The organism is Parasaccharibacter sp. TMW 2.1891 (assembly GCF_023337675.1).
Lineage (GTDB): Bacteria > Pseudomonadota > Alphaproteobacteria > Acetobacterales > Acetobacteraceae > Bombella > Bombella apis.
In genome coordinates this window covers 342,034-364,822 of the sequence record NZ_QORT01000002.1, presented here as the reverse complement: position 1 = coordinate 364,822, position 22,789 = coordinate 342,034, and the positions used below count along the sequence as shown (strand labels likewise).

Below are 22,789 nucleotides of genomic sequence, written 5' to 3'. Positions count from 1 at the left end.
ATCGAGATCATGTTCGGAAGGCTCAAGGACTGGCGGCGGATCGCAACACGCTATGACAGGTCTCCGACAGTCTTTTTCTCAGCCGTCTGCCTCGCCGCAACCATCATGTTCTGGTTATGAGTCCTGAGCCTAAATCTGAATTACCACCTTTACTTGCCTCTATAGCCTCTAATGATAGAGAGGAATTTTTTCCTATATTTTTAAATGCAGGGTCATCCTGCCTGACACTTTTTACAACCTGACCAGCTGCAGTTTCTTTTTTGCCAAGATTGGCAGCACCCTCTGCTGCATGTCCTGCCAAAGCAGCCCCAAACTCCTCCCCAGTCACAGCCATAAACTGGGCCTGAGCAAGCCTTTCGAAAGCATCTCCACCAAACTTGAGGATCGCCCCCACCACAGCACTCTTCGCAAGCCAGAGCGAACCGGTAATCGCAGGAGACACAACAACAGATGTATCAATACCAAAGGTATCCAAACCTGCTGATCCCGCCTGGATAGCAGCAAGATATGGGTGTCCTTCCTGCTCCAACCTGCCAGCCAATGTATAACCAAAGGCAGTTCCAGGTGGGCCTAGGATCATGGAACCAGCGGTTAATGCACCATCAAGAACTGCATCCACGACCGCCTTCGTTTCTTCTTTCTGCTGCTCTTCCTTCTGTTCTGCCTCCTTCCCACGATGGGCACTATCATTATACTGCTCGATGGCCGCTGCCGCCGCTGCACCAGTAAGCGCACTGACTGACGCACTGCCCTTGCCCGCAACCAGTCCTCCAACAGCTCCACCAGCCGCAGCGGCAGCACTGCTGAACATGCTGGCAATGCTGTCATGCAGCGTTCCCTTACTGTTACCCGTCAGAGCTGCAACACCGGCCGCCCCGCCAGCTTCCAGAAGATCACGCACGACTTCTCTACCAGAAAACAGGCCAGAAGAATCTGCTGGCGGCAAACCCTGCTTCGCACGACTTCTATCTTCCTCATCCTGTATCTTCTGGAAGGCCGTTCCAACAATCTCACCGACGAGCTGCGTGCCAAGCTGTCCGGCCTGTATCTGGTTCTGTAGCTTCTGCGCATCAAACCTGTTCGTCAGGGCACCATTGGCATGGGCAACGTCGTGACTGTATGACCCCGTGACACGCCCCGCATTGACCGTGATGGTGTCGCTGATAGCAGACTGGCTTTCACTGCTCTCATCATGCAAACGCCCTCCACCAAGAAGACCCGCAGAGTTCGCCGCCATCCCCTTGGCAAGGCCGACGAGCTTCTGCGACATCGATCCGGTAACCAAGCCGCCGCCTGCATGGCCGTGCTACGATAATCCGATATGTTCGCCCGTTGCATCTGCCCGAAAGCAGACAGGCTGCCATGAATGAGCCGAAGCCACTACCGTATTCCAAAGCCAGAACGAGACAAAGGCTGAGCCTGCGATGATGCCCCCGCCACCATTACCCATCCGGTTCCCGGAGAAGGGCTGACCTTTCCGCTCACATATCTGGCTCCATTCCGGGTATCTCCGGTAACCGTACCCCCCAACCAGAAGACGCCACCTTCCCCTGATTGTGGAGAGCCTCTGCCCAGTCACTCCCATCCAGAATACGCTCCCGAAAGAACGGTACGATCTTTCCTCCCGACACACCCGGAGCAGAAACCCCTTGGCATGGTCTCCAGCAGGGCCTATATTATGCTCATAGTGAGTATAACCTTGGTAAGGACCTCTCCATGATGCAGGGCATTGCCCCTTCTCCGTCCCGCGCTGCGCTGTACAGCCCCGTGGCCTCCCTCATGGCCTGGCAGGACTGGGACCGGCTTTTTGCAGATGACATCGAGGCCATTCTCGAGCTGAAGCGCAAACATAATGCTGTCATCCTCGCCCATAATTACCAGACACCAGAAATCTTCCACTGCGTGTCCGACATCCGGGGGGACAGTCTGGCTCTGGCCCGTGAGGCCCAGAATCTGGAACAGGATGTCATCATCATGGCGGGCGTCCATTTCATGGCCGAAACGGTCAAGCTGCTGAACCCCACGAAGACCGTCCTCATCCCGGACGAACTGGCAGGCTGCTCCCTGGCCGAAGGTATCACGGCGGAAAATGTCCGCACCCTGCGGGAACGCCACCCCGGCGTGCCGGTCGTTACCTATGTGAACAGTTCCGCTGCCGTAAAGGCCGAGACAGACGTCTGCTGCACGTCCGGCAATGCACGCCGTGTCGTGGAAAGCCTTGGCGTACCGGAAGTCATCATGATCCCCGATGAATTCCTTGCCCGGAACATCGAGCGGGAAACCGGCATCAAGATGCACACATGGTCAGCCCGCTGCGAAGTCCATGAACGGTTCACCCCGCAGGAAATCCGCCAGTACCGGCGGATGCATGGCCCGCTCCATATCATTGCACATCCGGAATGTTCACCCGATGTCGTGGCGGAAGCCGACCATGCCGGGTCCACGGCCAGCATGATGGACTACATCGCCCAGCATAAACCTGAAAAGGTCATGCTCATCACCGAATGTTCCATGAGCGACAACCTCGCCGCCATGCACCCGCAGACCGACTTCATCCGTCCCTGCAATCTCTGCCCGCACATGAAGCGCATCACCCTGAAGAACATCCGTCAGGCTCTGGAAACCATGAGCACCGAAGTCACCATCCCGGCTGACCTTCAGGAACCGGCCCGCCGCTCCGTCGAGCGGATGCTGGCCATCAAGTGAAGGACCGTCCCATGCAGGGACATGCCCTTTCCCGCCACGCAGGCTGGCCAGTCATCATCGGGGCCGGGCTGGCTGGCCTCATGGCGGCTCTGGAAATGGACGGCCCCTGCGTGCTGCTTGCTCCCTCCTTCACAGGGGAAGGAACATCCAGCACCCTGGCCCAGGGCGGCATGGCAGCGGCGGTCGGTCCCGGTGACAGTCCGGCCAGCCACGCCGAGGATACGCTCAGGGCCGGTGCCGGTCTGTGTGATCCGGCCATCGTGCAGCGCATCACCGAGGCAGGGCCGGGTGCCGTGGAAACGCTCCTGCGGCTTGGCGTGCCCCTGGCCCATGATGGAAAGGGGCAGCTTTCCCTCCATCTGGAAGCTGCCCACAGCCATGAGCGGATTGTCTTTGCCGGTGGCGACCGGAGCGGGCAGGTCATCCTTCAGCATGTTCTCCAGCAGGCCCGGGAAAAGGACACCATCCACTGGCTACAGGCCACGCTGGAAGGGTTCCACGCCCCTGATGGGACAGTGCAGGGTGTATGGACATCCGCCGGGTTCATCCCCACACGGCACTGCATTCTGGCCAGCGGCGGCTGCGGCGGGCTGTATCAGCACACGACCAGCCCGCTCTCCAACCGGGGTACGACACTGGCTCTGGCCGCACGAGCAGGAGCCACTCTGCGGGACATGGAATTCACACAGTTTCACCCTACGGCCCTCGTCTCACCGGGCCAGACAGGCCGCCTCTCCCTCATCAGTGAGGCCGTGCGGGGAGCCGGAGCCGTACTGCGTCTGGATGACGGCCACCGTTTTACGGAAGAACTCGCCCCCCGTGATGTCGTCAGCCGGGCCATCGCTGCCCAGCTGCGGGAAGGACGCACCGTTTTTCTGGATGGACGCTCCCTGCCGGGTGCCCCCTTCAGCGCACGTTTCCCCGGCATCACGCAGGCCTGCCGAAAAGCCGGTCTTGATCCGGACACCCAGCTTCTCCCCGTCCAGCCCGCCATGCACTACCACATGGGCGGCCTGAAGGTGGACCAGACAGGCCGCACGACCCTGAAGGGATTGTGGGCCTGCGGAGAGGTCGCCTGTACCGGCCTTCATGGTGCCAACAGGCTGGCCAGCAACTCCCTGCTGGAGGCTCTGGTCTGCGGGCAATGGGCAGGGCGGGACGTCAACACCAGCCGGAACGATGGAACAGCTCCCCCTCCCGCCACGGTACCGGCACGCCCCACCTTCACGACGGACTGGCCTTTCCGGGCTGAAATGCAGCAGCATCTCGGCATTCTCCGCACCCGCACAGGACTGGAAAATTTTCTGGAACGCACCTTGCCACTGGCCCGCCAGAATCTCTGCGCCCTGACCGCCTCCTTCATCGGCTGGGCCGCCCTGAACCGCCCGGAACAGAGAGGGGCACACTGGCGGGAAGACACGCCCGGTCTTCAGCCGCCCCGTCACATCGACATGCAGCTGACCGACCTGCCCCTGTAACCTCCTTCCATCCAGCACCAGGAGACCCATCATCATGGCCCTTGAGACGCTTTTCCTGCCCGACCTGCTCTGGGAACCGGTCATCAGCAACGCCCTGCGGGAAGATTTCGGCACAGGTGGCGACGTCACCACGCAGGCTCTCATGCAGGGCCAGCCCACACTTCGGGCCTCCTTCGTCGCCCGGCAGGATGGACGGCTGGCCGGACTGCCCGGTGCCCGTCTGGCCTTCACGCTTCTGGATGGCCGGACCCGTTTCACACCCTTCAGGCAGGAGGGCGACCGCATCACCCGTGGCGATGTTCTGGCCGAGGTGGAAGGCCCAGCCAGCGCCGTGCTGGGCGGGGAACGTGTGGCCCTCAACCTGCTGTCCCATCTCAGCGGAATCGCCACCACCACGGGCCAGATCGTGAATGCCGTGGAAGGTACGGGGGTCAGCATCTGCTGCACCCGCAAGACGCTCCCCGGCCTGCGTGCCCTACAGAAATATGCCGTCCGGGCTGGTGGTGGCAGCAATCACCGCCACAGGCTGGATGATGCCATCATGCTCAAGGACAATCATCTGGCTCTTTTCGGCAGCAACATCCCCGCCGCACTGGCCGCTGCCCGCCAGCGGGCCGGACACCTCATGAAGATCGAGCTGGAAGTGGACTCCCTCGCCCAACTTGCCGAGGCGCTGGACTGCCCCGACGGGCCGGATGCCTACCTGCTGGACAACATGACCCCCGCCATGCTGCGTGAGGCCGTGAACATGATCGAAGGCCGGGCCATTGCCGAGGCCTCCGGCGGCATCACGCCCGACACGGCCCGCAGCATTGCCGAAAGTGGCGTGGACATCCTCTCCCTCGGCTGGCTGACCCACAGCGTGAAAGCACTGGATATCGGGCTGGACATCCGCACGGCCTGACAACTCAGAACTGGTCTTTCTGCTTCCGCAGACGGGCCAGTTCTTCCGGCGTCCGGGCCATGAGGAACGGGTTGGTCTGCCGCTCCACGCCCAGCGGAACAGGCACCGAGGGCCGCCCTTCCGCCCGGAGCTGCGCCACTTCTGCCCTGCGGGCCTCCAGCGCAGGGGTGCTTCTGCCCAGTGAGGCAATGAATTTCAGGTTCCCCTGCGTGTATTCATGGCCGGGGCAGAGAAGTGTCCCGTCCGGCAGATCATCAAACTGGCGGAAGCTGGCAAAAAGCTGTTCCGCAGTCCCCTCGAACAGGCGGCCACTCCCACCACTGAACAGCGTATCCCCACTGAAGAGGGCCGGGGTTCCACCCTCCAGCGCATAGCAGAGGTGATCCAGCGTGTGACCCGGTGTGGCCATGACACGGAATGTCAGCCCGGCCACCTTCACCTCATCACCGTCCTTCAGCGGGTGATCGACACCTGCCACATCCGCTGGACCATAAACCGGCACGTCGTGGCGCCGTGCCAGTTCTGCCGCCCCACCGACATGATCGCCATGATGATGGGTCAGCAGGATGGCAGCCGGAGCCTCTTCCCCCAGCACCGCCTCTGCTGGCCCGGCTTCACCGGGATCGATCACCACCCAGGGGTGCCCCTCCTTACGGACGAACCAGATGTAATTATCCTGAAAGGCGGGAACCGGCCTTATCTCCACACTCATGAAACCTCTCTCCAGACAGGGTTATCCCGCAGGAAACAGCGGGATAACGGAAGCCATGCCTCCAAGATGGCCCCTGCCACCTTTCCCTGCAAGCACACACCCAGCCCTGACCACGCCCTCCCCATCCCCGTCACGAAATACTTGACCCATCCAGCAGGTGACGTATGAGTAATCTCATGTCACTGATCAAATCTCTCAAACTCGTCCTTGCTCCGCCGCACCGTGCGGCAACACCCTTTCTGGGCATCGGCCTTCTGGCTGGTGTGTTCGGGCGGGCCACGCCATGGCGGCTGACACGGGCCCTGGGGACAGCAGGCTTTGCGTTCACAGGCTTCTGCCTCTATTTCTTCCGCAACCCACGGCGGACGTCTCCACAGGGTGAAGGGCTCGTCCTCGCCAGTGCGGATGGACGTGTGACAGGTGTTTCCATGGTCCCGCCGCCGGCTGCCCTGGAGATGGGCAGTGAGCCGGTCTGGCGTGTTTCGACCTTCCTCTCCGTACTGGATGTGCATGTAAACCGTATGCCCGTCAGTGGGACAGTCACGAAAATTGCCTATCATGCAGGCAAATTCCTCAATGCCAGCCTGGACAAGGCCTCCGAACATAATGAACGCAACGAACTGCGCGTAACTCTCCGGGATGGCCGCCAGGTGGCCGTCGTGCAGATCGCCGGGCTGGTCGCCCGCCGTATTCTCTGTGATGTGAAAGAAGGCGAACAGGTGCAGGCCGGGGAGCTGTTTGGCCTCATCCGCTTTGGCTCCCGCACGGACATCTACCTGCCACCGGGTATCACCCCCGATGTCCTGGAGGGACAGACGATGATCGGAGGCGAGACGGTCATAGCGAAGCTCTGAGGGCCAGACATATGCAGAAGCCATCTTCCGACACGGCCATGGTGCATAGATACCGGCGCAAGCGGCGCCGGGTCCGTGGGCTTTCCTTCAACCGGCTTGTCCCCAACATCCTGACGATGCTGGGCCTCTGTGCGGGGCTGAGCGCCATCAAATTTTCCATGACAGGCCATTTTACCCATGCAGCCGGGGCCCTGCTCATCGCTGCCTGCATGGATGGGCTGGACGGACGCATCGCCCGCCTGCTGAAGGGGACATCCCGTTTCGGAGCTGAATTTGACAGCCTGTCGGACTTTGTCTGCTTCGGCGTCGTGCCGCCCTTCATCCTCATGCTCTGGGCTCTGCCTGCCACGCAGCGGCTGGCCTTCATCCCGTTCATTCTTTTCACGGTCTGCATGGCCCTGCGGCTGGCCCGCTTCAACTCCGCACTGGACGACGATACGGCACCGGAATATGCCGCCAATTTCTTCTCCGGCGTGCCCGCACCGGCAGGGGCAGGGCTTGCACTGTTCCCGGTCTTTCTGGGGCTGGAAGCCAAGCGCAACAACCTGACAGGCATCGAGCATTTCGCCCACTCCCCATGGCTGGCCGCTGGCTGCCTGATCGTCACCGCCCTGCTGCTGGTCTCCACCCTGCCGATCTGGTCCTTCAAGAACTTCAAGGTGCCATCACGCTATATTCTGCCCATGCTGGTCGGTGTCGGTGCCTATGCCGCCATTCTGGTAACAGAACCATGGGGCGCTCTGGCCGCAGCTGGTGTCCTCTATCTCGTCATGATCCCGCTCTCCCGCCGGTCTTACTGGCGGCTGCGGCGTGAGGCAGAAGATGCGTGGGAGCCCGTGGGAGATGAACCACCCTCTGCCAGCTCCACCAACGCCTGAAGAATGGATGCGGGCGACGGCGGGCAGCCAGGGATGGACCCATAGACCCGGCTGAGCGCATGGAGGCCACCCAGCGTGGCGTATGTGTTCTTCCACAATCCACCATCATGGGCGCAGTCTCCCACAGCCACGAGGCTGCGTCCTGCGGGCATGGCCTCCCACGCACTGGCCAGATCGCCTGCGCAGGAGCGTGTCACAGAGCCGGTGACAAGGAGCCAGTCCGCATCCTCTGGATGCTGGACCCTCTGAAACCCGCTCCCTTCCAACGGGTAGGCGCTGCTTCCCAGAGACACCAGTTCCATTGCACAGCCTTCGCAGCTTCCCGCCTCAAGCGTGAACAGCCTGATGCGCCGCCCCTGCCGCCTCACGGGGCGGGGGCGCCATTTCTGTACATCCAGAAAAGCAAGCATCATGGTCAGGGGAGCTGACTGCATGGCAGATGTGATCCTCACAATGGGAACAAAACAGCAGAACCTGTAACAGAAGGTTCATGCCGGGCACTATATAGTGTCCCGGCCCAGAGTGAAGTACCCTCCCCCGCCATGCACCTGCACCTACCACCCTCCTCACTGCACCCCCATCCCCGCAGAGCACTGCTCATCATCAACCCGACAGCGGGGCATCACTCTCCCCGGCGGCAGGCCGCCTTCGTGAAGCATCTGGAACAGGCCGGGCTGGACGTGCGTGTCATGGAAACCCGCTACCGGGGCCATGCTGCGGAGATTGTGAAAATCCACCTGCCAGAAGCGGACCTCATCATTGCCGGTGGAGGGGATGGAACGATTGCCGAAATTGCCCACGCCATGCTGGGCCAGCCCTGCCCTCTGGCCCTCTGGCCCGTCGGATCAGCCAATGTGCTGGCACTGGAGCTGGGCGTCCCCTTCCATGACGCCCGCAACGCCACCCTGATCGCCAGCGGGCAGACCCGCACGCTCTGGCCGGGCTGGCTCACCACAGAAGGACAGGCCAGCCCAACCCTGTTCCTCCAGATGGTCGGGGTCGGCCCCGATGGCTGGGTGGTGCAGCAGCTCTCCACGGCCCTCAAGAAACGGATCGGCCGGGCCGCCTATGCCGTCACCGCCCTGCGCCTGCTGTCCACCTATCCCTTCCCCGCATTCGAGACAGACGTGGATGGCCGATGCTACCAGTCCCGCCTCACCATCATCTCCAAAGGGCGGCTTTATGGCGGTCCGTTCCGGCTGTTCCGCCACAACCACCATGAAGAGGCCGCCTTCTCCGTCTTCATGCTGCACCGGCTGCACCCGCTCTGCCTGCTGAAGCAGGCATGGGCTTTCCTCTGCCGGAACGACTGCACCACCCCGGCCTTTTCCTTCATCCGGGGGCGGACCATCACCTGCCCCGGCAGCCAGCCCGTTCCTGCCCAGAGTGATGGGGACTTCAGAGGAACAACGCCGCTCCACATCACCAGCGCACCAGCTCCCCTGACGGTCATCTGCCCGGCTAGAAATCAGCCCCCATCTGGAGAAAGAAACTTCTTCCGGCAATGTAGCCTGAATATTGGGAAAAGGCGGTATTGAAGGCCCCATCCGGCACGAAGGGCGGCCGACGGTTGAACAAGTTGCTGATGCCTCCCATCAGCTGGAACTGGTGCCACGTCCCTGACACCGTCACGTCATGCAGGATCGTTCCTCCCACGTGGGTTCGCCCGGATGTGGCCGGGTCAAGATCACGGTGCCCGTCATTCATCCTCATCCCGCTGATGATGCGTGTCATCCAGATGAGGCTGACATGGTCATGCCGCCATGTCGTGCTGATGTAATGCTGCTCCCGTGGTCGGCCACTGCCATTCAGATAGAGCAGACGACCTGTATAGTCCTGCCAGCTCCCGTTGCGGGTCAGCTTCTGCCTGTAATTCAGAAGATACTGGGTGTTTTCATGAAGGCTCAGCTGGTCCCTGTCGCCCAGGGGCAGGCTGTAATGCAGGCTGAAATCCAGACCATCCGTCTTCAGGGCACCGACATTCTGCGGCAGGGCCTTGATGGCCGTGATCTGCCCGCTGCTGGAACGGGGCAGGATGGCACTACAGAAATCCGGCTCGCTGCCCGTGTAACATCCATCCAGAAGCGTCTGCGTGCTGAGGGTCGAGATCATGTCCCGCAGGCTGTAATGCCAGTAATCGACAGAGAGCCGCAACGCCCTGAGAGAGTGAGGCGTGATGTCCATGCCGACCGTTGCCGTACGTCCATATTCCGGCCCCAGCCGAGGATTGCCACCGGAGAGGGTCGGCAGCTGCCCGACCAGTGAAGAGGTGAAGCTGGCCGGGTTGATTCCTTCCTTCTGGCACCGTGCCTGCACCGCTCCCGCACGGCTGCCATAGCTTCCCACATGGGCGCAGGGATCGGATGCAGAAGCATAGCTCAATGTCTGGCCGCCATAGACATCATACAGCCCCGGCTGCCGGAACGAGGTGCCCAGCGTCCCCCGGAAGGCCACGTCCTGAACCGGTGCCCAGTGCAGGCCGGTCTTCCAGTTCAGCGGTGTTCCGTAATGACTGTATGAAGAGACACGGCCCTGAAGGTCAACCGTCAGGTCCCGGGCCAGTGGCGCACGCCGCAGCAGGGGAAGCTGGATTTCTCCATAACCCTCCGAAACGGTGAACCCACCGCCCGTATAGGCCCCCGCCGCCCCTGTGGACGCTCCCTGCGCCACGAGGGCATCAGGGTGATAGCTCAGCTGCTCCCCCCTATGTTCCATGCCTGCCGCCACCCCGACCGGCCCGCCATACATCCACGGCAGGGCAAAGAGATGCGGGTTCCGCAGGCGCAGCATCGTGTCCCGCAGCTGATAGGTGGCCCGGTCCTTCTGGGTGAACCGGACATGATCCTTCGCCTGCTGGCTGTAGGGCGCAAAAGGATTCTGCAGCACGCAGCCCTGCGCCGCCTGGCATATGCCCGGATCATAGACCACGGGACTGCGGGAATCCGTCACATCCAGCTGTCTCGTCCCTGTCGTTTCCAGCAGGTTGCGGTAATTGATCATGTCCTGCGTGTGAGAGGACAGATGGCTGCGCCCGTAGGTATAGGAGAGGTCATAATCCCACCCGGCTCCCAGCTGTCCTTTCAGGCCGGGCAGGAAGGTCCATGTATCAGTGTTGATGTGATTGCGCCGTGGCCCGACATCTTCCATCCGCTTGATGATGGACGCATCCCGCCCCCACGGATTGTACGGACTGGCCGCCGGCAGCAGCCATGAAGACGGCAGTGTGGATGGCGGGACACTCCCCTGCACCGGCGCTGGCGACTGGGTCCGTTCCACGAGCGTATGGCTGTATCGCATGGTGCCATAGAGCGTCACGAACCGGGAAAACCGCTCATGGGCATCAAGAGAGGCCGTGCCGTCATCATGGCGGTTCATGATCGTGGAATAGCGGGCAAAATTGTACAGATCGTCCCTGGTGAAGCGGCGGAAGCCGCCCTGCCCGTCCGGCACCATCTTCTGCCCCGTCTGCGGATTGATGAGCACGCCGGAAGGAATGATGGACGACCCGTAACTGGGGCTGCCCGTGGCCGGATTGTCATTCTGTGGCAGGGCTGACCAGCTGCGGTCCCGGTTATAGATGGGGCCGGTCGTGCTGTAGCTGCCCGCCAGCGTGACGTTGCCCCGCCCCTCATCAAAATTCATGCCGTGATAGGCGGAGACCTCGCCACCCCGGGCATCCCCGGCCTGCGCAATGCTCCCCCGCATGGTGATGTTGCTGCCCGTGAGGTCGTGCCGCAGATGGATGTTGATGACCCCCGCCACGGCATCCGCCCCATACAGGCCGGACCCGCCATCCTTGAGAATTTCCACCTTCTCGATCTGCTGCAACGGGATGGTGTTGAGGTCTACACATTCGGACCCGGCATTGAGGGTCGCCCTGTGCCCGTCAATCAGCACAAGCACCCGCCCCTGCCCCAGATTCCGAAGGTCCGTGCAGGATGCCCCCTTGCCCCCGTTGGTCAGGCTGTTCGGCGAACCGGATGAGCCGATGGAAGGCATCCTTTGCAGATAGTCCCCCAGAGACGTCACGGCACTGCGCTGTATCTCCTTCCCCGTGATGGTCTGCACGGGATTGGGGGATGTCTTCCGCCCACCCTGAAGGTAAGACCCTGTGACCGTCAACTGCTCGACAGACTGGAAACGGGCCTGTGCTGCCTGATGTGCTGGTCCGTTGCCCCTGTTTCGAGAATGTTCTGGTGCTGAGGGGGTTTTCACCGTCCCGGCCGTCTCAGGCTCCGCCACTGGCGGTTGGGCCTGCGCAGGCAGCACCGTCAGGACCGGGCAGACCAGCCCTCCACCCAGCATGAGGGCAACGCCCTGTCTGATAAACCGCACAGCCCCTCACACAGCGCATGATGAATCTTAAATCATATTTTATATGTTATAATATAACACCCTGACGGATGCCAGAGCTTTTCAGGCAGGCCACCTCACAAGGCAACTCCGGCGGGCGACAGGCCCAGAGATACCAGCGCAAGCCCCAGCTGTTCCGGCTCATGCCCTTCCAGCACGGAACCCAGCACGGCCAGAAGAGGCACAAGCGGATCCCGTATCTGAACACTGGCCAACCGTCCCTCCTTCAGCACGACATGGTACCAGACATCTCCTCGGGCTCCCTCGGCCACGCCCAGCCCTTCATCAGTGCGGGGCATGGCCTGGCGCTCACTCTCCGCACCATAATCGGCGACAATACACTCCATGATTTTCAGGGCTTCCTGACTTTCTGCCAGACGCTGCCGACTGCGTGCCCAGGCATCCCCTTCATGACGCCCAGCCCCACCCATCGCCTGCGTGCGGACACCCTCATCCATGTAGCGCATGTCCAGATACCGCCCACTGGCCCGGCCAATCACCCCACCCAGCGCATAATCCCACGCCAGTTCTGTCGGCACGGTGGCTATGGTTTTCAACCGTCCATCCGACAGACGGGCCAGCTGTCTGATCTGCTCCAGCCGTGGGGCCACCCCCTGCACCACGGCCTGAACAAACGGAATCATCGCATCAACGCCACTGCTTCCCTCCAGCCTGATGCTGTCTGTCAGACGGCGGGACAGACCATGCGCCGTACAGAGGCCCGCAAGATGCTCCCGGGCATGGTCGCACAGGCTCGCCATCAGGCCAGCACCAGCCTGATGGGCCGTCTGCGCCAGATCAAACAGATGCAGCCCCAGCCGTTCCACCTCCAGCAAAATGAGCCGTCTGTCCCGCTCCCGTGGGTCTATCTGGCGATTTTCTGCCTGCTCCAGCGCCCGGACGAACGCCAGAGGATGGGCCACAAACCCACCTGCTGAAATCCGGGCCACCAGCGGCATGGCCTCCTGCGGTGTCAACCCGACCAGACGGGACAGGACACCACGATGGCCAGCCGCAATCTGCACCTCCACCTGCTGCATCACACCGTCGGCCAGCACATAATCCACACCCAGCAGGCCCGGTATGGCCGTACGGAAGGGCGCAATCCTGCACCGTGGCAAAGGCTGCCCCGTCCCCTCGCTGACAGGCAGGGGACGGGCAGACAATGGCGCCGCAAGGGACCAGCTGCCATCATCCAAAGCCGGACTGTCATCCAACGCAGACCAGGCCTCCACACCCCAGAGGTCCCTGGCCATACGCTCCCCCCACTGGGCCGCCGGGAAATACTGCGAGGCTGCCTGATAACGCCCCTGCACCACCGCTGTACTGAGCAGCAAAGGCTGCTCACCCTGTAACAGGAACAGGGCCGTGGCCCATTCCTCATCCGCCCAGAAACCCAGCAGGGACATCAGCCGGACATTCTGCTGCAACAGATGCAGCCAGCCCTCCGCCGTCACACGGTAATGAAACAGCCCGACACGCTCCCCTTCGGGCAGGACGACTGATCCTTCCGTCATGTTCAATGTCCTTTCAGGTCAGGCAAGGGAGGAACCAGCATGCCTCCCCAGACCAGCAGCGCAACGGCCAGCAGGGCCAGAAGAACCAGCAGCAGAAGGAGTTCCCGCATCACCCAGCCACCACGCTGCCAAACGGCCAGAACACCCTGCGGCATGGTTTCCAGCTCCAGATGCCGGAATCCCAGCATCACACAGGCCAGCAGCCCAAGCAGGGCCGGCCAGCCCAGCAGCGGCACCATGACAGCCAGTACGATCATGATGACGGGCAGGACCATCTGCACCGGCAGGGCAGCCACACCTCCCAGAAGCAGGCCATCACATCCCAGCCGCAGGGCCGTGGCGAGCAGGGCGCCCCCATAAAGCAGGAGAAGGCATGGCATCTGCCCTGTTCCCGCAGCCAGCACGCCCAAACCCGTCATCCATGAAAGAAGTGGAAAACTGCCCTGTCGCCCCAGAAACGTGCCTGCCAGAGCCAGCAGTCCAGCCACCACCATGAGGTGCCGCATGAAAGGGGTCACGGCCAGCAACGCCATAAGAAACAGCGGAACAAAACGCAGCCCCGTATCCAGCAGGACCAGCTCTGCCCGGCTGGACACGGCACTCCCCAGCCCCGCCATCATGCACAACCCTGTCAGCGCCAGAACCTGCCCAACCTGGGCTGCACTCTCGCTGCTGGAAAACACACCCCCTCCCTGCATCACTGCAAAGCCAAGCCCCGCCAGTATCAGGCCACTCAGCCGCAGACGGACCACCTCCCAGGCAGGCATGGCCCGCCGGGTTGCCCGGCCATCCCACCAGGCCAGCAGGACAGTCCCGGCACCATCAAAAAACAGGGCTGCCAGAGGGGGGCGCAGCAGAAGCCCCATAAACACGCAACCTGTTACCAGAAAGGGCAGATAGACGCTCATCCCTTCCCTGAAGGACGCCGTCCCCGTGATCGGTTCAGTTCTGCCCCGCAGAACAAAGAGCAGCGCCGGTACACAGGCCTCCATGGCCAGACAGACCTCCTGTCCCCACGTCATGCCGGACGAACAGCCCAACAGGGCCAGGCCACTGAGACCCAGCCCCAGCCGTGCCATGAAGCTGGCCTGATCGGGCCGGCGTGAAGCCCACAGGACCCAGACCACCAGAAACGGCCAGCACATCAGCCCGAACAGCACAGGAGACGCAAACAGTCCGGAAGAGAAAGACGCGGCAGCCAGCATCATCACCCTTCCTCCACCCGCAACCAGGCCAGCCGGGGCAGAAGCACAAGTGCCAGGAACACCATGACCGCCCAGAGTGCCACAGCCGTCACGAACAGCCCCCATGAAGGCAGGATGGCCGCCATCACCATGAGGCCATCCACAGCCATGATCAGCCCGCAGAACTGGGCCAGAGCCACACCACAGGCTGCTGCACACAAACCGGCCAGCACCAGACCGATGCCAAAAGTCGGCACCAGTCCGAGACCTGCCCCAAAGAAAGCCAGAACAACCTGCAGGAGCAATGTCATCACGACAGGCAGCAAACCCCGCCCACTGGCAAGGAGACGCCCTTGCTGGCCAACAGCAAAATGCCGCACGAGCCCCCACAGGATCAGATTGAAAACCGGCAGCAGCAGGGCACAGAGACCTGCCAGCCCTCCCGTACCGGATGTCCCCGCAATGATGGCGCAGAACCCGCCATAAAGCGGCAGCCAGCGACCATCCCGCCCCAGCCTCAGCAGAACGAATACCAGTGCGCAGGCAAACCCGGCCATCATACGGCAAACCTCCCGGCAAGCGCCATCAACCCGGCCAGCCCCAGCAGAAGGGCCACAAACCGTCCATGCCGTCTCATGCCTGTCATCTGCCCCAGAGCTACCAGAACACTCCCCCCCACGAACCTGACAGACAGCCCGAGAACTCCCCCCGGCCCCTCCAGACCAAACAGGACAGGCAGCAGAAGATCCCCCAGAAGCAGCGACCAGCCAGCATGATACACGCCCACGATCACCTGTCGCTGATCCCGTGCCAACCGGCCAACAGGCTGGCCCCTCGCCACCATGTCATCAGCCAGTGTCTGGCGATCCGGCAGGGAGGTCGTCAGGGCCAGCGCCACGGCACAGCAGAGGGCTGTCCCAGCCAGACTGGACCCCGGTGCCGCCAGCAAAAGCTGCTGCACACCCCGCAGGCCGGTCACACCCGGAGCCGCCAGCACGATGAAAGCTTCTGTCAGACAGAGGACTAGGCAGCAGCGTCCATGCATCCACCAGAGCGGCCCCGGGACAGCCCAGAAAGCGCCAGCCAGCAGAACACTCCCCATCAGCAACGGGTCCGCCAGCCATGCACCCATCACGGCACCGACATCCGGCATGACGATGGACAAACCGGCCAGACAGAGCAGCACCAGCAGCCCCAGAGCCAGCATCAGCCCATCCTCCAGCGGCAGGCCATGCCGCAGGGTCAGCCGCCAGAATGCAGCCATCCGGCCATATCTCTCCCGCAATGGTGCCACAGCCCTGCCAACCAGCAGGGCCGGAACATCCTCCCCCAGCCAGAACATTGCCGGCAGGAGAAGCAGGATCACGGCCAGCTGAAGGCTCAGCTCCAGCAGAACACGAAGGCCAGAAAGCAGAACCATGCCCATCATTGCGCCAGCCCCATGACAACCAGCACACCCCCCAGAAAGACAAGCCAGAAAACTGCTTCCGGCTCCTGCACAGGGAGAAGGGACAGAATCTCCCTTGCGGAAAGACGAACACTGCGAACCTGCCGCTGCCCCCGCATCAACCACCGCCGCAGGCCCCGGGGACGGACAGGCTGTGCCTGCATGTAAGGCTGGAGACTACCCAGCATGGGGCTGCTCCCTCCATCCCGTTGCAGGCCAGCATCCGGCCCATCACGCCAGCGCCCACGGGACAGGCAGAACCAGAGAGGCAGCAGGCCCGCCCAGAACAGCGGCAGAGCCATCAGACTGCCATCACCACCGGACAGGCCATACAACCAGGCCGCCCAACCCGCACCATGGCCCGTCATCCAGCCTGCCACCATGCCACAGGCCGAAGGCAGCCCCATGGCCAGAAAGAGACCCCATATCCAGGACCGGCGGCGCTCCTCTGGCAGGACGGCCGCACCTTCACCCAGCAGCACCATGCCATCCCCACAGGCAAGCCCCATGATGGCCACCCCCAGCAAACAGCCCACCACGGTCCATCCTTCCGTACTGCTGCTCAACCCCAAAGCCGCATGAAGACCAACCCACCCTACGACAAATCCCGGCAACGGCGGAGCTGGCAACAGCAGCAGGGCCGCCCGGTGCCAGATCACAGCCAGAGACTGACAGACAAGGTCCAGCAGAAGCGCAAAAAGGGCACCCTCCACCCCAAGGTCCATGCCCTGTTGGCGTGAAATTTCCACAATGCCCAACAGAAGCACGGGCCGCACCAACCGACAGTGCCGATACAGGGAGAGCCGGTCCGGCCACGCCCCGGCCAGAAGACATACCCCCGCCAGACCGACAGCGGCCAGAACCCACCCCAGAGGATGCAGGGCAGCCAACCCATGTCCCAGCCCCAGCAGCAGGAGCAGGGCGACCAGACGGGCCGCCCCATCGCTGCCGGCCCGGCCCGCACCCCAGAGACAGACGGCCATCAACCCCACGCCCCCTGCCCCATCAGGCAGCAGACCATACCCAACCAGCGCCGGAATCCCCCAGACGGGCTGAAAAACGGTCCCTCCTCCCATGAGGGTGAGCGACACGGCCACCAGACAGGCCGCCGCCCCCACATGGTGCGAAACCGCCAGCGCCAGCATGGCCACGACCATGCCTGCCATGTGGCAGCCGCCCCGCCGCCAGAGAGCCAGTGGCACGGAACGCCAGAGCCCGCTGACAAAAATGCGGACATGCCTCTCCCCACAGAGCAGCACGGCCATAAAAACCAGCAGACAGACCATGAAAGGGTCATGAAACGACATGTCCGGCTTTACCCTGCCCTTCTCCAACCTCTGGCGTCCTGCTGCCAGTATGTCAGGCGGTATCCGGCCTGTTTCATCTCTTTCCAGCGCAGACGGGCCTGCTGGACGGCGTCCCCGTCATGCCCGTTGAACAGGTCGAAAATCCTCCTGAACCCCGTCAGCGCCCCATCCCAGGCCCCATTCATGCGGAACAGGAAGGCGCCGCCATTGGGTAATTCATCACACGCTGTCAGCCAGACAGGCTGGCGGTCCGCATGGCCCATCGCACGGCTGCCATGTGGCAGCCAGACACCGGCAGGCGTGGCCCACAGGGCCTCGTCCAGCATCTTGACCTGCCCGGCATCCTGACAGCGAATCACGGCACGCTCGCCAGCCTCAAGCGTCCGGTTCAGCAGGGCAGGCAGGGCGGCTTCAAAAGACGTCCGTGTCAGATGATAGAACCCCACCTGCACGTCCTGCGGCGGATACACCCTGTGCGTGACCAGCCCATCAGACGGCTCCTGCATGTCATGCCTCTTTCATGAAAAGCCCTTGCCGGTTTCCTTTCCCACAGGGGGGAAACCAGCAAGGGCCAGCCCGGACATGCCCCCCTGCGGGGACTGCCCGTCTCTCCATCCCTCAGTGCCGGGACGTTCTCTCCTGATGCAACCGGACAAACCGGTCCAGCAGCCGTACACCAAACCCACTGGCACCTTTAGGGGTAATGGCAGAAGCCTGCTCTGCCCACGCTGTGCCGGCGATATCCAGATGAGCCCAGGGTGTGTCCCCGACAAAACGCTTCAGGAATTCGGCTGCCAGAATGGAACTGCCCGGCCGTCCCCCGATGTTCTTCATGTCGGCAATGTCGGAATCAATCCGGCGATTGTAAGAGGCCCCCATCGGCATGCGCCACAGGGTCTCACCGCTTTCCTCACCAGCCTGGGCCAACGCACTGGCAAGCTGGTCATCATTGCTGAACAGCCCAGCATGATCGCTGCCCAAAGCCACGACAATGGCCCCTGTCAGCGTGGCCAGATTGACCATCAGGGCCGGTTCAAAAGTCTGCCGTGTGTAAGACAGGAGATCCGCCAGAACGAGACGCCCTTCCGCATCAGTATTCAGCACCTCGATGGTCTGCCCGCTATGGCTTTTCACGATATCACCCGGACGTTGGGCCGCCCCGGAAACCATGTTTTCCACAAGGCCGACAACACCCACGGCATTGACCGGTGCCTTCCGGCGGGCCAGAGCGCTCATCACGCCCACAACAGCGGCAGCACCGCCCATGTCCATCTTCATTTCATCCATGCCAGCAGCGGGCTTGATGGAAATGCCACCGGAATCAAAGGTCACACCCTTGCCGATGAAGGCCAGCGGCGCACTGTCAGTCCCGGCAGCCCCCCTATGCCGCATGATGACGGTGAAAGGCGGCTTCTCGCTGCCCTGCGCCACGCCCAGCAGGGCACCAAAGCCAAGCTCTTCCATCCGGGCACGGTCCAGCACCTCGACCTCCAACCCCAGAGATTCCAGCTCTTTGATGCGCTGTGCAAATTCCTCCGGGAAAAGGACATTGGCGGGCTCGTTGACGAGGTCCCGCGTCAGGAAAACACTTCTGCCAAGCCCTTCCAGCTCCTTCCAGCCTGCCCGGGCCTCTGCCAGCTGTCCGGCATCAGGCAGGACCACATGCAGTGCCTGAAGGGCCGGTGTCCTGCTGCTTACCGTTCTGTAGCGGTCAAACCGATAGCTGCCCAGCTGGGCACCCAGGGCGATTTCCGCCGCCAGCGGCGCCTGCCCGGCTTCCAGCAGCAAGGCAGCGTCCTGCGCCTCGACACCGCTGGCCTTCAGCAGTTTCACAGCCTCACCCCCGGCACTCCGGGCCGCCGTCCCAGCACTCTGCGGCTCATCATCCGCCGGGGCGCAGCCCAGAAGGTGGAACTGCGCCACAGCCGCTGATGGAGCTGTCAGGCTGAGAGTCTGTCCGGCCTTGCCAGAGAAGTCCCGCAAGGAAACAGCACGGGACAGGGCACCGCCCAGGGCCTCATCATGCTGGCGGAACACGGCACCCTGTGCAAACTCCGCTCCATGACAGAGCAGAACAGCGGAAAGGCCATTACCATCTTCCGGGCGGGCTGCTGCTGTAAAAGAAATATCGATCATGATCATCCTGTTTCATTCTTCTGGCAGGCCCCACCTTCTGCAGGAACAGCATGGACCCTGCCCTCATCTGCAAAGAAAGCCACAGCCCCGGCCAGGACTGGCGGACCAGCCTCACATGAGCGTGACGGGATGGGACTTCCTCTTTTCAGTCTGCCCATCATAGCAGAGAAGAGGAGAAGTGACGAATGATCCATAATACGGTAACCTGTTGCCATGACTGTTTCCCCCGAGACCCTCCCACACGACCATGAGCTGCTGACGCTGGCTCTGGAAATTGCCACCGAAGCCGCCGGGATCGTAAGAGAGATCCGTGACCGTGGGTTCCAGACCGAGATCAAGGCCGATTCCTCGCCTGTCACGGAAGCAGACAAGGCATCGGAGCGCCACATCCTCGCCCGCCTGCGGGACGCCTGCCCGGCCATCCCCGCCATTGCGGAAGAGGAACATGCCGCGGGCATCCATGTCCCGGCGGGCAACAGCTACTGGCTGATTGATCCCCTTGATGGCACACGGGGGTTCGCCGCCGGAGGGGAAGATTTCACCATCAATATCGGGCTGATCCGCAACAACAGGCCCGTGCTGGGTGCCGTGGCCCTGCCCGCCAGACAGGGCGTGTATGGCGGGGGTATCGGGCAGGGAGCCTTCCAGCTGATCGGCACGCAGCGCCACCCCATCAGGACGACAGAGCCGGGACCGGATGGGCTGCGGGTTCTGACATCATCTCACCACACATCCGAGGCCCTGCTGAAAAAATGGCTGGCCGGGCGGCATGTCCAGTCCGTCACGCACATGGGGTCTGCCGCCAAGATCATCCTCATTGCCGAGGGCAAGGCTGATTTCTACCCCCGCTTCGGTCCGACCATGGAATGGGACACCGCTGCCCCGCAGGCCATCCTGGAAGCCGCAGGCGGGCACCTGCTGGACGATGCAGGCCAGACACTGCGCTACGGCAAAAAGGGCTGGCTCAACTCCCCCTTCTTCTGCACCGGCTATTCGCAGGACTGACCTCCCCCTCCCAACTCTCTCCCCCTCCCCGCTTCATCACCCGGTATCATCACCATGCCCCATACTGCCTCCTCCCATCACCGCACAGAACGGCTCGACCAGGACCATGATGGTATCCGGCGTGCAGCCCGGCTGCTCCGGCAGGGGGCTCTGGTCGCCTTCGGGACGGAAACGGTCTACGGGCTGGGAGGGCTGGCCACCTCACAGCGGACAGTGGAGCGTATCTTCAAGGCAAAGGGACGCCCATCCTTCAATCCCCTCATCAGTCATTTCGCTTCAGCTGATGCCGCCTTTGCCGAGGCCGACATGGCCATTCCCCTGCATGACATGGCCCGACGTCTGGCCCAGCGTTTCTGGCCCGGGCCGCTGACACTCATCCTGCCCCGCCATGCGAAGAGCCGTATTGCACAGGCGGTCACCGCAGGGTTGGAAACGCTGGCGGTCCGTGTTCCCAAAGGCCGTGCGGTGGAAGACCTGCTCCGCCTGGCCGGGGCTCCCATTGCGGCTCCTTCCGCCAATCGTTCCGGCAGGGTCAGCCCTTCCACCGCACGTCACGTTCTGGACGAGCTGGAAGGCCGGATTGATGCCGTGCTGGACACGGGGCCCTGTGCCGTCGGGCTGGAAAGCACCGTGCTGGACCTCTCCGGGTCCCGCCCCATACTCCGCCGCCCCGGAGGCGTGACGCTGGAAGAGTTGCAGGAAATCTGCGGTCCCATCATTGTGGCCGACCATGCTGGCGCAGCTGATGGCACCAGCCACCCCAACGCCCCGGGGCAGCTCTCATCCCATTATGCACCGTCCCTGCCTGTCAGGCTGGATGCTACCCACGCCCAACCTGATGAGGCCTTCCTGACCTTTGGGGACACACAGGCTGAGACAGTTTCCTCCAGCCTCACCCTCAATCTCAGCCCCGATGGCAATGTGGAAGAAGCTGCCCGTCGCCTGTTTGCCAGCCTGCGCCAGCTGGACCAGTCTGCCAGTCGGCAGGGACTGGCCGGCATAGCCGTGGCTCCCCTGCCGGATGCCGGGCTGGGCCGTGCCCTGAAAGACAGGCTGAAACGGGCGGCCGCTCCCCGCCCGACGGATTCTGCCGCTCCCCCAACCTGACATGGCCCGGCTCCATGCAGGCAGGGGCGGGCGCCTCATAAAACCCGAAAGGCTCCTCCCCCTGCGGGAACGTTACATCCTCCAGCACCTGCTTCTGGGACTGGCCGCCCTGACGGGCGGAGCCACTGCCCTGATATGGCTGACCCAGTCGCTGCATTTCATCGGCATGATCGTCCAGCACGGTCTCTCCCTGCCAGCCTTCCTGCATCTGACCCTGCTGATGCTCCCCTCCTTCATCACCGTCATTCTGCCGGTGACCTGCTTCCTCGTCATTCTCTGGGTCTATCAGCGGCTGGACAGTGACCGGGAACTGACCATCCTCCAGGCTACCGGTCTGTCCCCTCTACGACTGGCCTGCCCCGGCCTGCTCTGCGCCGGTTTTGCCACTCTGACAGCTTATGGATTGAGCCTGTGGGGGGCACCTCTCGCCTATCATCACTTCCACCGGTATGAGCTGGAAATCCGCAACCGGGCGGCCGCCTTCCTGCTGGAAGAAGGGGTCTTCACCCCCATCTCGAAAGCCATGACCGTTTATGTCCGCGAACGCCGCAGCGATGACAGTTTTGGTGGTATCATGATTGAGGACAACCGGGTTCCGGCCAATCCCGTGACCATCCTTGCCGAGGATGGGCTGGCAGAGCCGCACGGCAATACGCTGCGCCTGATCCTGCATAACGGCTCCCGCCAGACACTCAACCGCCGGACCGGGGAACTGAGTACCCTGCTCTTCCAGCTTGAAACGCTGGATTTCGGCTCCCCACATGACCAGGCCCTCAGCCCGGACGTGGCGGAACTGACCATGTCCCAGCTTTTCCACCCACAGGGCGATCTGTCCCCCCATGCACGCAACAAGCTGCTCATCGAAGGCTGGACACGCCTGACCGGCCCGCTGGCCTGCCTGTCCTACGGCATGATCGGACTGCTCTGCGTGCTGCGGGGGCGTTTCAGCCGCCATGGCAACATCATCCGGCCAACAGTGGCCATCCTGAGCGTCGTGGGGCTGATGATCCTGTCCCTGATGCTCAAGAATCTGGCGGAAAGAGACCCATCACTCGTGCCCCTGCTATGGACGGAGGTTCTGCTGCCCATTACCCTCGGGGGAGGGCTTCTGCTGTGGGATGCCACCCGCCGTTACAGGCTGTCCGCCACCCCTGTTCCCTCCCCGGCCTCCCGCTAGCCCGACACGACAGAGAGCGCTGCG

At 62.7% G+C, this 22,789-nt stretch carries 20 protein-coding genes and 1 pseudogene; 10 read left to right on the top strand and 11 right to left on the bottom strand.

Features of this window, described 5'->3' with window-relative positions:
- Positions 1-120, top strand: a pseudogene (locus tag DTJ15_RS07135) (IS5/IS1182 family transposase); the annotation flags it as partial.
- Here the strand turns inward: DTJ15_RS07135 and DTJ15_RS07130 are convergent.
- On the bottom strand, positions 104-1,198 hold the full coding sequence (locus DTJ15_RS07130) for a hypothetical protein (RefSeq protein WP_249109722.1): 1,095 nt from the start codon (positions 1,196-1,198) through the stop codon (positions 104-106). The pseudogene DTJ15_RS07135 and the gene DTJ15_RS07130 sit on opposite strands and share 17 nt — an antisense overlap.
- Before the next feature lie 521 nt (positions 1,199-1,719).
- On the opposite strand from DTJ15_RS07130, the gene nadA reads away from it, so the two are divergent.
- Genes nadA through nadC form a run of 3 tightly spaced genes read left to right on the top strand, consistent with a single transcriptional unit; the run spans position 1,720 to position 5,088 of the window.
- Positions 1,720-2,706 (top strand): quinolinate synthase NadA, encoded by a 987-nt coding sequence (gene nadA, locus DTJ15_RS07125; RefSeq protein ID WP_249109731.1) that lies wholly within the window; start codon positions 1,720-1,722, stop codon positions 2,704-2,706.
- Positions 2,707-2,717: 11 nt separating this feature from the next.
- Positions 2,718-4,184, top strand: a complete 1,467-nt coding sequence (locus DTJ15_RS07120) for an L-aspartate oxidase (protein ID WP_249109721.1) — start codon at positions 2,718-2,720, stop codon at positions 4,182-4,184.
- Positions 4,185-4,218: 34 nt separating this feature from the next.
- A complete protein-coding gene (gene nadC / locus DTJ15_RS07115; protein WP_249109720.1) occupies positions 4,219-5,088 on the top strand; it encodes a carboxylating nicotinate-nucleotide diphosphorylase in 870 nt (289 codons plus the stop codon).
- Positions 5,089-5,092: 4 nt separating this feature from the next.
- Here nadC and gloB read toward each other — a convergent pair whose 3' ends face one another.
- Complete coding sequence (gloB, locus tag DTJ15_RS07110) at positions 5,093-5,800, bottom strand: hydroxyacylglutathione hydrolase (protein ID WP_248630606.1); 708 nt, start codon at positions 5,798-5,800, stop codon at positions 5,093-5,095.
- 176 nt (positions 5,801-5,976) lie between these two features.
- Here gloB and DTJ15_RS07105 point away from each other — a divergent pair, with 176 nt between their 5' ends.
- Together DTJ15_RS07105 and DTJ15_RS07100 are read left to right on the top strand one after the other, a co-directional pair.
- Positions 5,977-6,654 (top strand): phosphatidylserine decarboxylase, encoded by a 678-nt coding sequence (locus DTJ15_RS07105; RefSeq protein ID WP_043558376.1) that lies wholly within the window; start codon positions 5,977-5,979, stop codon positions 6,652-6,654.
- 11 nt (positions 6,655-6,665) lie between these two features.
- Positions 6,666-7,532, top strand: a complete 867-nt coding sequence (locus DTJ15_RS07100; RefSeq protein WP_081562888.1) for a phosphatidylcholine/phosphatidylserine synthase — start codon at positions 6,666-6,668, stop codon at positions 7,530-7,532.
- On the opposite strand, the gene DTJ15_RS07095 is transcribed toward DTJ15_RS07100, so the two are convergent.
- The gene (locus tag DTJ15_RS07095; protein ID WP_043557909.1) at positions 7,448-7,966 is read right to left on the bottom strand and encodes an NADH-quinone oxidoreductase subunit B family protein; all 519 of its coding nucleotides are present in this window, start codon (positions 7,964-7,966) and stop codon (positions 7,448-7,450) included. The genes DTJ15_RS07100 and DTJ15_RS07095 overlap by 85 nt on opposite strands.
- 108 nt (positions 7,967-8,074) lie before the next feature.
- On the opposite strand from DTJ15_RS07095, the gene DTJ15_RS07090 reads away from it, so the two are divergent.
- On the top strand, positions 8,075-9,070 hold the full coding sequence (locus tag DTJ15_RS07090) for a diacylglycerol kinase family protein (RefSeq protein ID WP_249109718.1): 996 nt from the start codon (positions 8,075-8,077) through the stop codon (positions 9,068-9,070).
- On the opposite strand, the gene DTJ15_RS07085 is transcribed toward DTJ15_RS07090, so the two are convergent.
- The 8 genes from DTJ15_RS07085 to DTJ15_RS07050 form a co-directional block, all read right to left on the bottom strand.
- Positions 8,994-11,867, bottom strand: a complete 2,874-nt coding sequence (locus DTJ15_RS07085) for a TonB-dependent receptor domain-containing protein (RefSeq protein ID WP_249109716.1) — start codon at positions 11,865-11,867, stop codon at positions 8,994-8,996. The two genes, DTJ15_RS07090 and DTJ15_RS07085, sit on opposite strands and share 77 nt — an antisense overlap.
- A 95-nt stretch (positions 11,868-11,962) precedes the next feature.
- Positions 11,963-13,402, bottom strand: a complete 1,440-nt coding sequence (locus DTJ15_RS07080) for a hypothetical protein (RefSeq protein WP_249109715.1) — start codon at positions 13,400-13,402, stop codon at positions 11,963-11,965.
- 2 nt (positions 13,403-13,404) lie between these two features.
- The gene (locus DTJ15_RS07075) at positions 13,405-14,610 is read right to left on the bottom strand and encodes a hypothetical protein (RefSeq protein ID WP_249109713.1); all 1,206 of its coding nucleotides are present in this window, start codon (positions 14,608-14,610) and stop codon (positions 13,405-13,407) included.
- Entirely contained in the window at positions 14,610-15,146 is a 537-nt protein-coding gene (locus DTJ15_RS07070; protein WP_043557906.1) for a hypothetical protein, read from the bottom strand. The genes DTJ15_RS07075 and DTJ15_RS07070 overlap by 1 nt, the downstream gene beginning before the upstream one ends.
- On the bottom strand, positions 15,143-16,006 hold the full coding sequence (locus DTJ15_RS07065) for a hypothetical protein (protein WP_146046898.1): 864 nt from the start codon (positions 16,004-16,006) through the stop codon (positions 15,143-15,145). The genes DTJ15_RS07070 and DTJ15_RS07065 overlap by 4 nt, the downstream gene beginning before the upstream one ends.
- Before the next feature lie 5 nt (positions 16,007-16,011).
- Complete coding sequence (locus tag DTJ15_RS07060) at positions 16,012-17,340, bottom strand: hypothetical protein (protein ID WP_086431247.1); 1,329 nt, start codon at positions 17,338-17,340, stop codon at positions 16,012-16,014.
- Between the two features lie 8 nt (positions 17,341-17,348).
- The gene (locus DTJ15_RS07055; RefSeq protein WP_086442027.1) at positions 17,349-17,846 is read right to left on the bottom strand and encodes a DNA polymerase III subunit chi; all 498 of its coding nucleotides are present in this window, start codon (positions 17,844-17,846) and stop codon (positions 17,349-17,351) included.
- A gap of 112 nt (positions 17,847-17,958) precedes the next feature.
- Positions 17,959-19,476 carry a leucyl aminopeptidase gene (locus DTJ15_RS07050; protein WP_043558362.1) on the bottom strand — a complete coding sequence of 506 codons (1,518 nt, stop codon included), beginning with the start codon at positions 19,474-19,476 and terminating at the stop codon, positions 17,959-17,961.
- A 213-nt stretch (positions 19,477-19,689) separates the two neighbouring features.
- Between DTJ15_RS07050 and DTJ15_RS07045 the strand changes: the two genes are divergently transcribed.
- From DTJ15_RS07045 to DTJ15_RS07035, 3 genes are read left to right on the top strand one after another with little or no spacing between them, the layout of a single operon-like run.
- Positions 19,690-20,481, top strand: coding sequence for a 3'(2'),5'-bisphosphate nucleotidase CysQ (locus DTJ15_RS07045; protein ID WP_043557903.1), 792 nt, complete (start codon positions 19,690-19,692; stop codon positions 20,479-20,481).
- 54 nt (positions 20,482-20,535) lie between these two features.
- Positions 20,536-21,588: an L-threonylcarbamoyladenylate synthase gene (locus tag DTJ15_RS07040; RefSeq protein ID WP_249109711.1), complete on the top strand. Its 1,053-nt coding sequence runs from the start codon at positions 20,536-20,538 to the stop codon at positions 21,586-21,588.
- Position 21,589: 1 nt separating this feature from the next.
- Positions 21,590-22,765: an LptF/LptG family permease gene (locus DTJ15_RS07035; protein WP_249109710.1), complete on the top strand. Its 1,176-nt coding sequence runs from the start codon at positions 21,590-21,592 to the stop codon at positions 22,763-22,765.
- Positions 22,766-22,789: the final 24 nt, after the last annotated feature.

Excerpts from the sequence above, each read along its gene's own strand:
- gloB (WP_248630606.1), bottom strand. The coding sequence starts at position 5,800 with ATGAGTGTGGAGATAAGGCCGGTTCCCGCCTTTCAGGATAATTACATC.
- DTJ15_RS07060 (WP_086431247.1), bottom strand. The coding sequence starts at position 17,340 with ATGTCGTTTCATGACCCTTTCATGGTCTGTCTGCTGGTTTTTATGGCC.
- DTJ15_RS07095 (WP_043557909.1), bottom strand. The coding sequence starts at position 7,966 with ATGCAGTCAGCTCCCCTGACCATGATGCTTGCTTTTCTGGATGTACAG.
- nadC (WP_249109720.1), top strand. The coding sequence starts at position 4,219 with ATGGCCCTTGAGACGCTTTTCCTGCCCGACCTGCTCTGGGAACCGGTC.
- nadA (WP_249109731.1), top strand. The coding sequence starts at position 1,720 with ATGCAGGGCATTGCCCCTTCTCCGTCCCGCGCTGCGCTGTACAGCCCC.
- DTJ15_RS07075 (WP_249109713.1), bottom strand. The coding sequence starts at position 14,610 with ATGATGCTGGCTGCCGCGTCTTTCTCTTCCGGACTGTTTGCGTCTCCT.
- DTJ15_RS07105 (WP_043558376.1), top strand. The coding sequence starts at position 5,977 with ATGTCACTGATCAAATCTCTCAAACTCGTCCTTGCTCCGCCGCACCGT.
- DTJ15_RS07045 (WP_043557903.1), top strand. The coding sequence starts at position 19,690 with ATGACTGTTTCCCCCGAGACCCTCCCACACGACCATGAGCTGCTGACG.
- DTJ15_RS07055 (WP_086442027.1), bottom strand. The coding sequence starts at position 17,846 with ATGCAGGAGCCGTCTGATGGGCTGGTCACGCACAGGGTGTATCCGCCG.
- DTJ15_RS07080 (WP_249109715.1), bottom strand. The coding sequence starts at position 13,402 with ATGACGGAAGGATCAGTCGTCCTGCCCGAAGGGGAGCGTGTCGGGCTG.
- DTJ15_RS07040 (WP_249109711.1), top strand. The coding sequence starts at position 20,536 with ATGCCCCATACTGCCTCCTCCCATCACCGCACAGAACGGCTCGACCAG.
- DTJ15_RS07050 (WP_043558362.1), bottom strand. The coding sequence starts at position 19,476 with ATGATCGATATTTCTTTTACAGCAGCAGCCCGCCCGGAAGATGGTAAT.
- DTJ15_RS07100 (WP_081562888.1), top strand. The coding sequence starts at position 6,666 with ATGCAGAAGCCATCTTCCGACACGGCCATGGTGCATAGATACCGGCGC.
- DTJ15_RS07065 (WP_146046898.1), bottom strand. The coding sequence starts at position 16,006 with ATGGTTCTGCTTTCTGGCCTTCGTGTTCTGCTGGAGCTGAGCCTTCAG.
- DTJ15_RS07070 (WP_043557906.1), bottom strand. The coding sequence starts at position 15,146 with ATGATGGCCGGGTTTGCCTGCGCACTGGTATTCGTTCTGCTGAGGCTG.
- DTJ15_RS07090 (WP_249109718.1), top strand. The coding sequence starts at position 8,075 with ATGCACCTGCACCTACCACCCTCCTCACTGCACCCCCATCCCCGCAGA.
- DTJ15_RS07120 (WP_249109721.1), top strand. The coding sequence starts at position 2,718 with ATGCAGGGACATGCCCTTTCCCGCCACGCAGGCTGGCCAGTCATCATC.
- DTJ15_RS07035 (WP_249109710.1), top strand. The coding sequence starts at position 21,590 with ATGGCCCGGCTCCATGCAGGCAGGGGCGGGCGCCTCATAAAACCCGAA.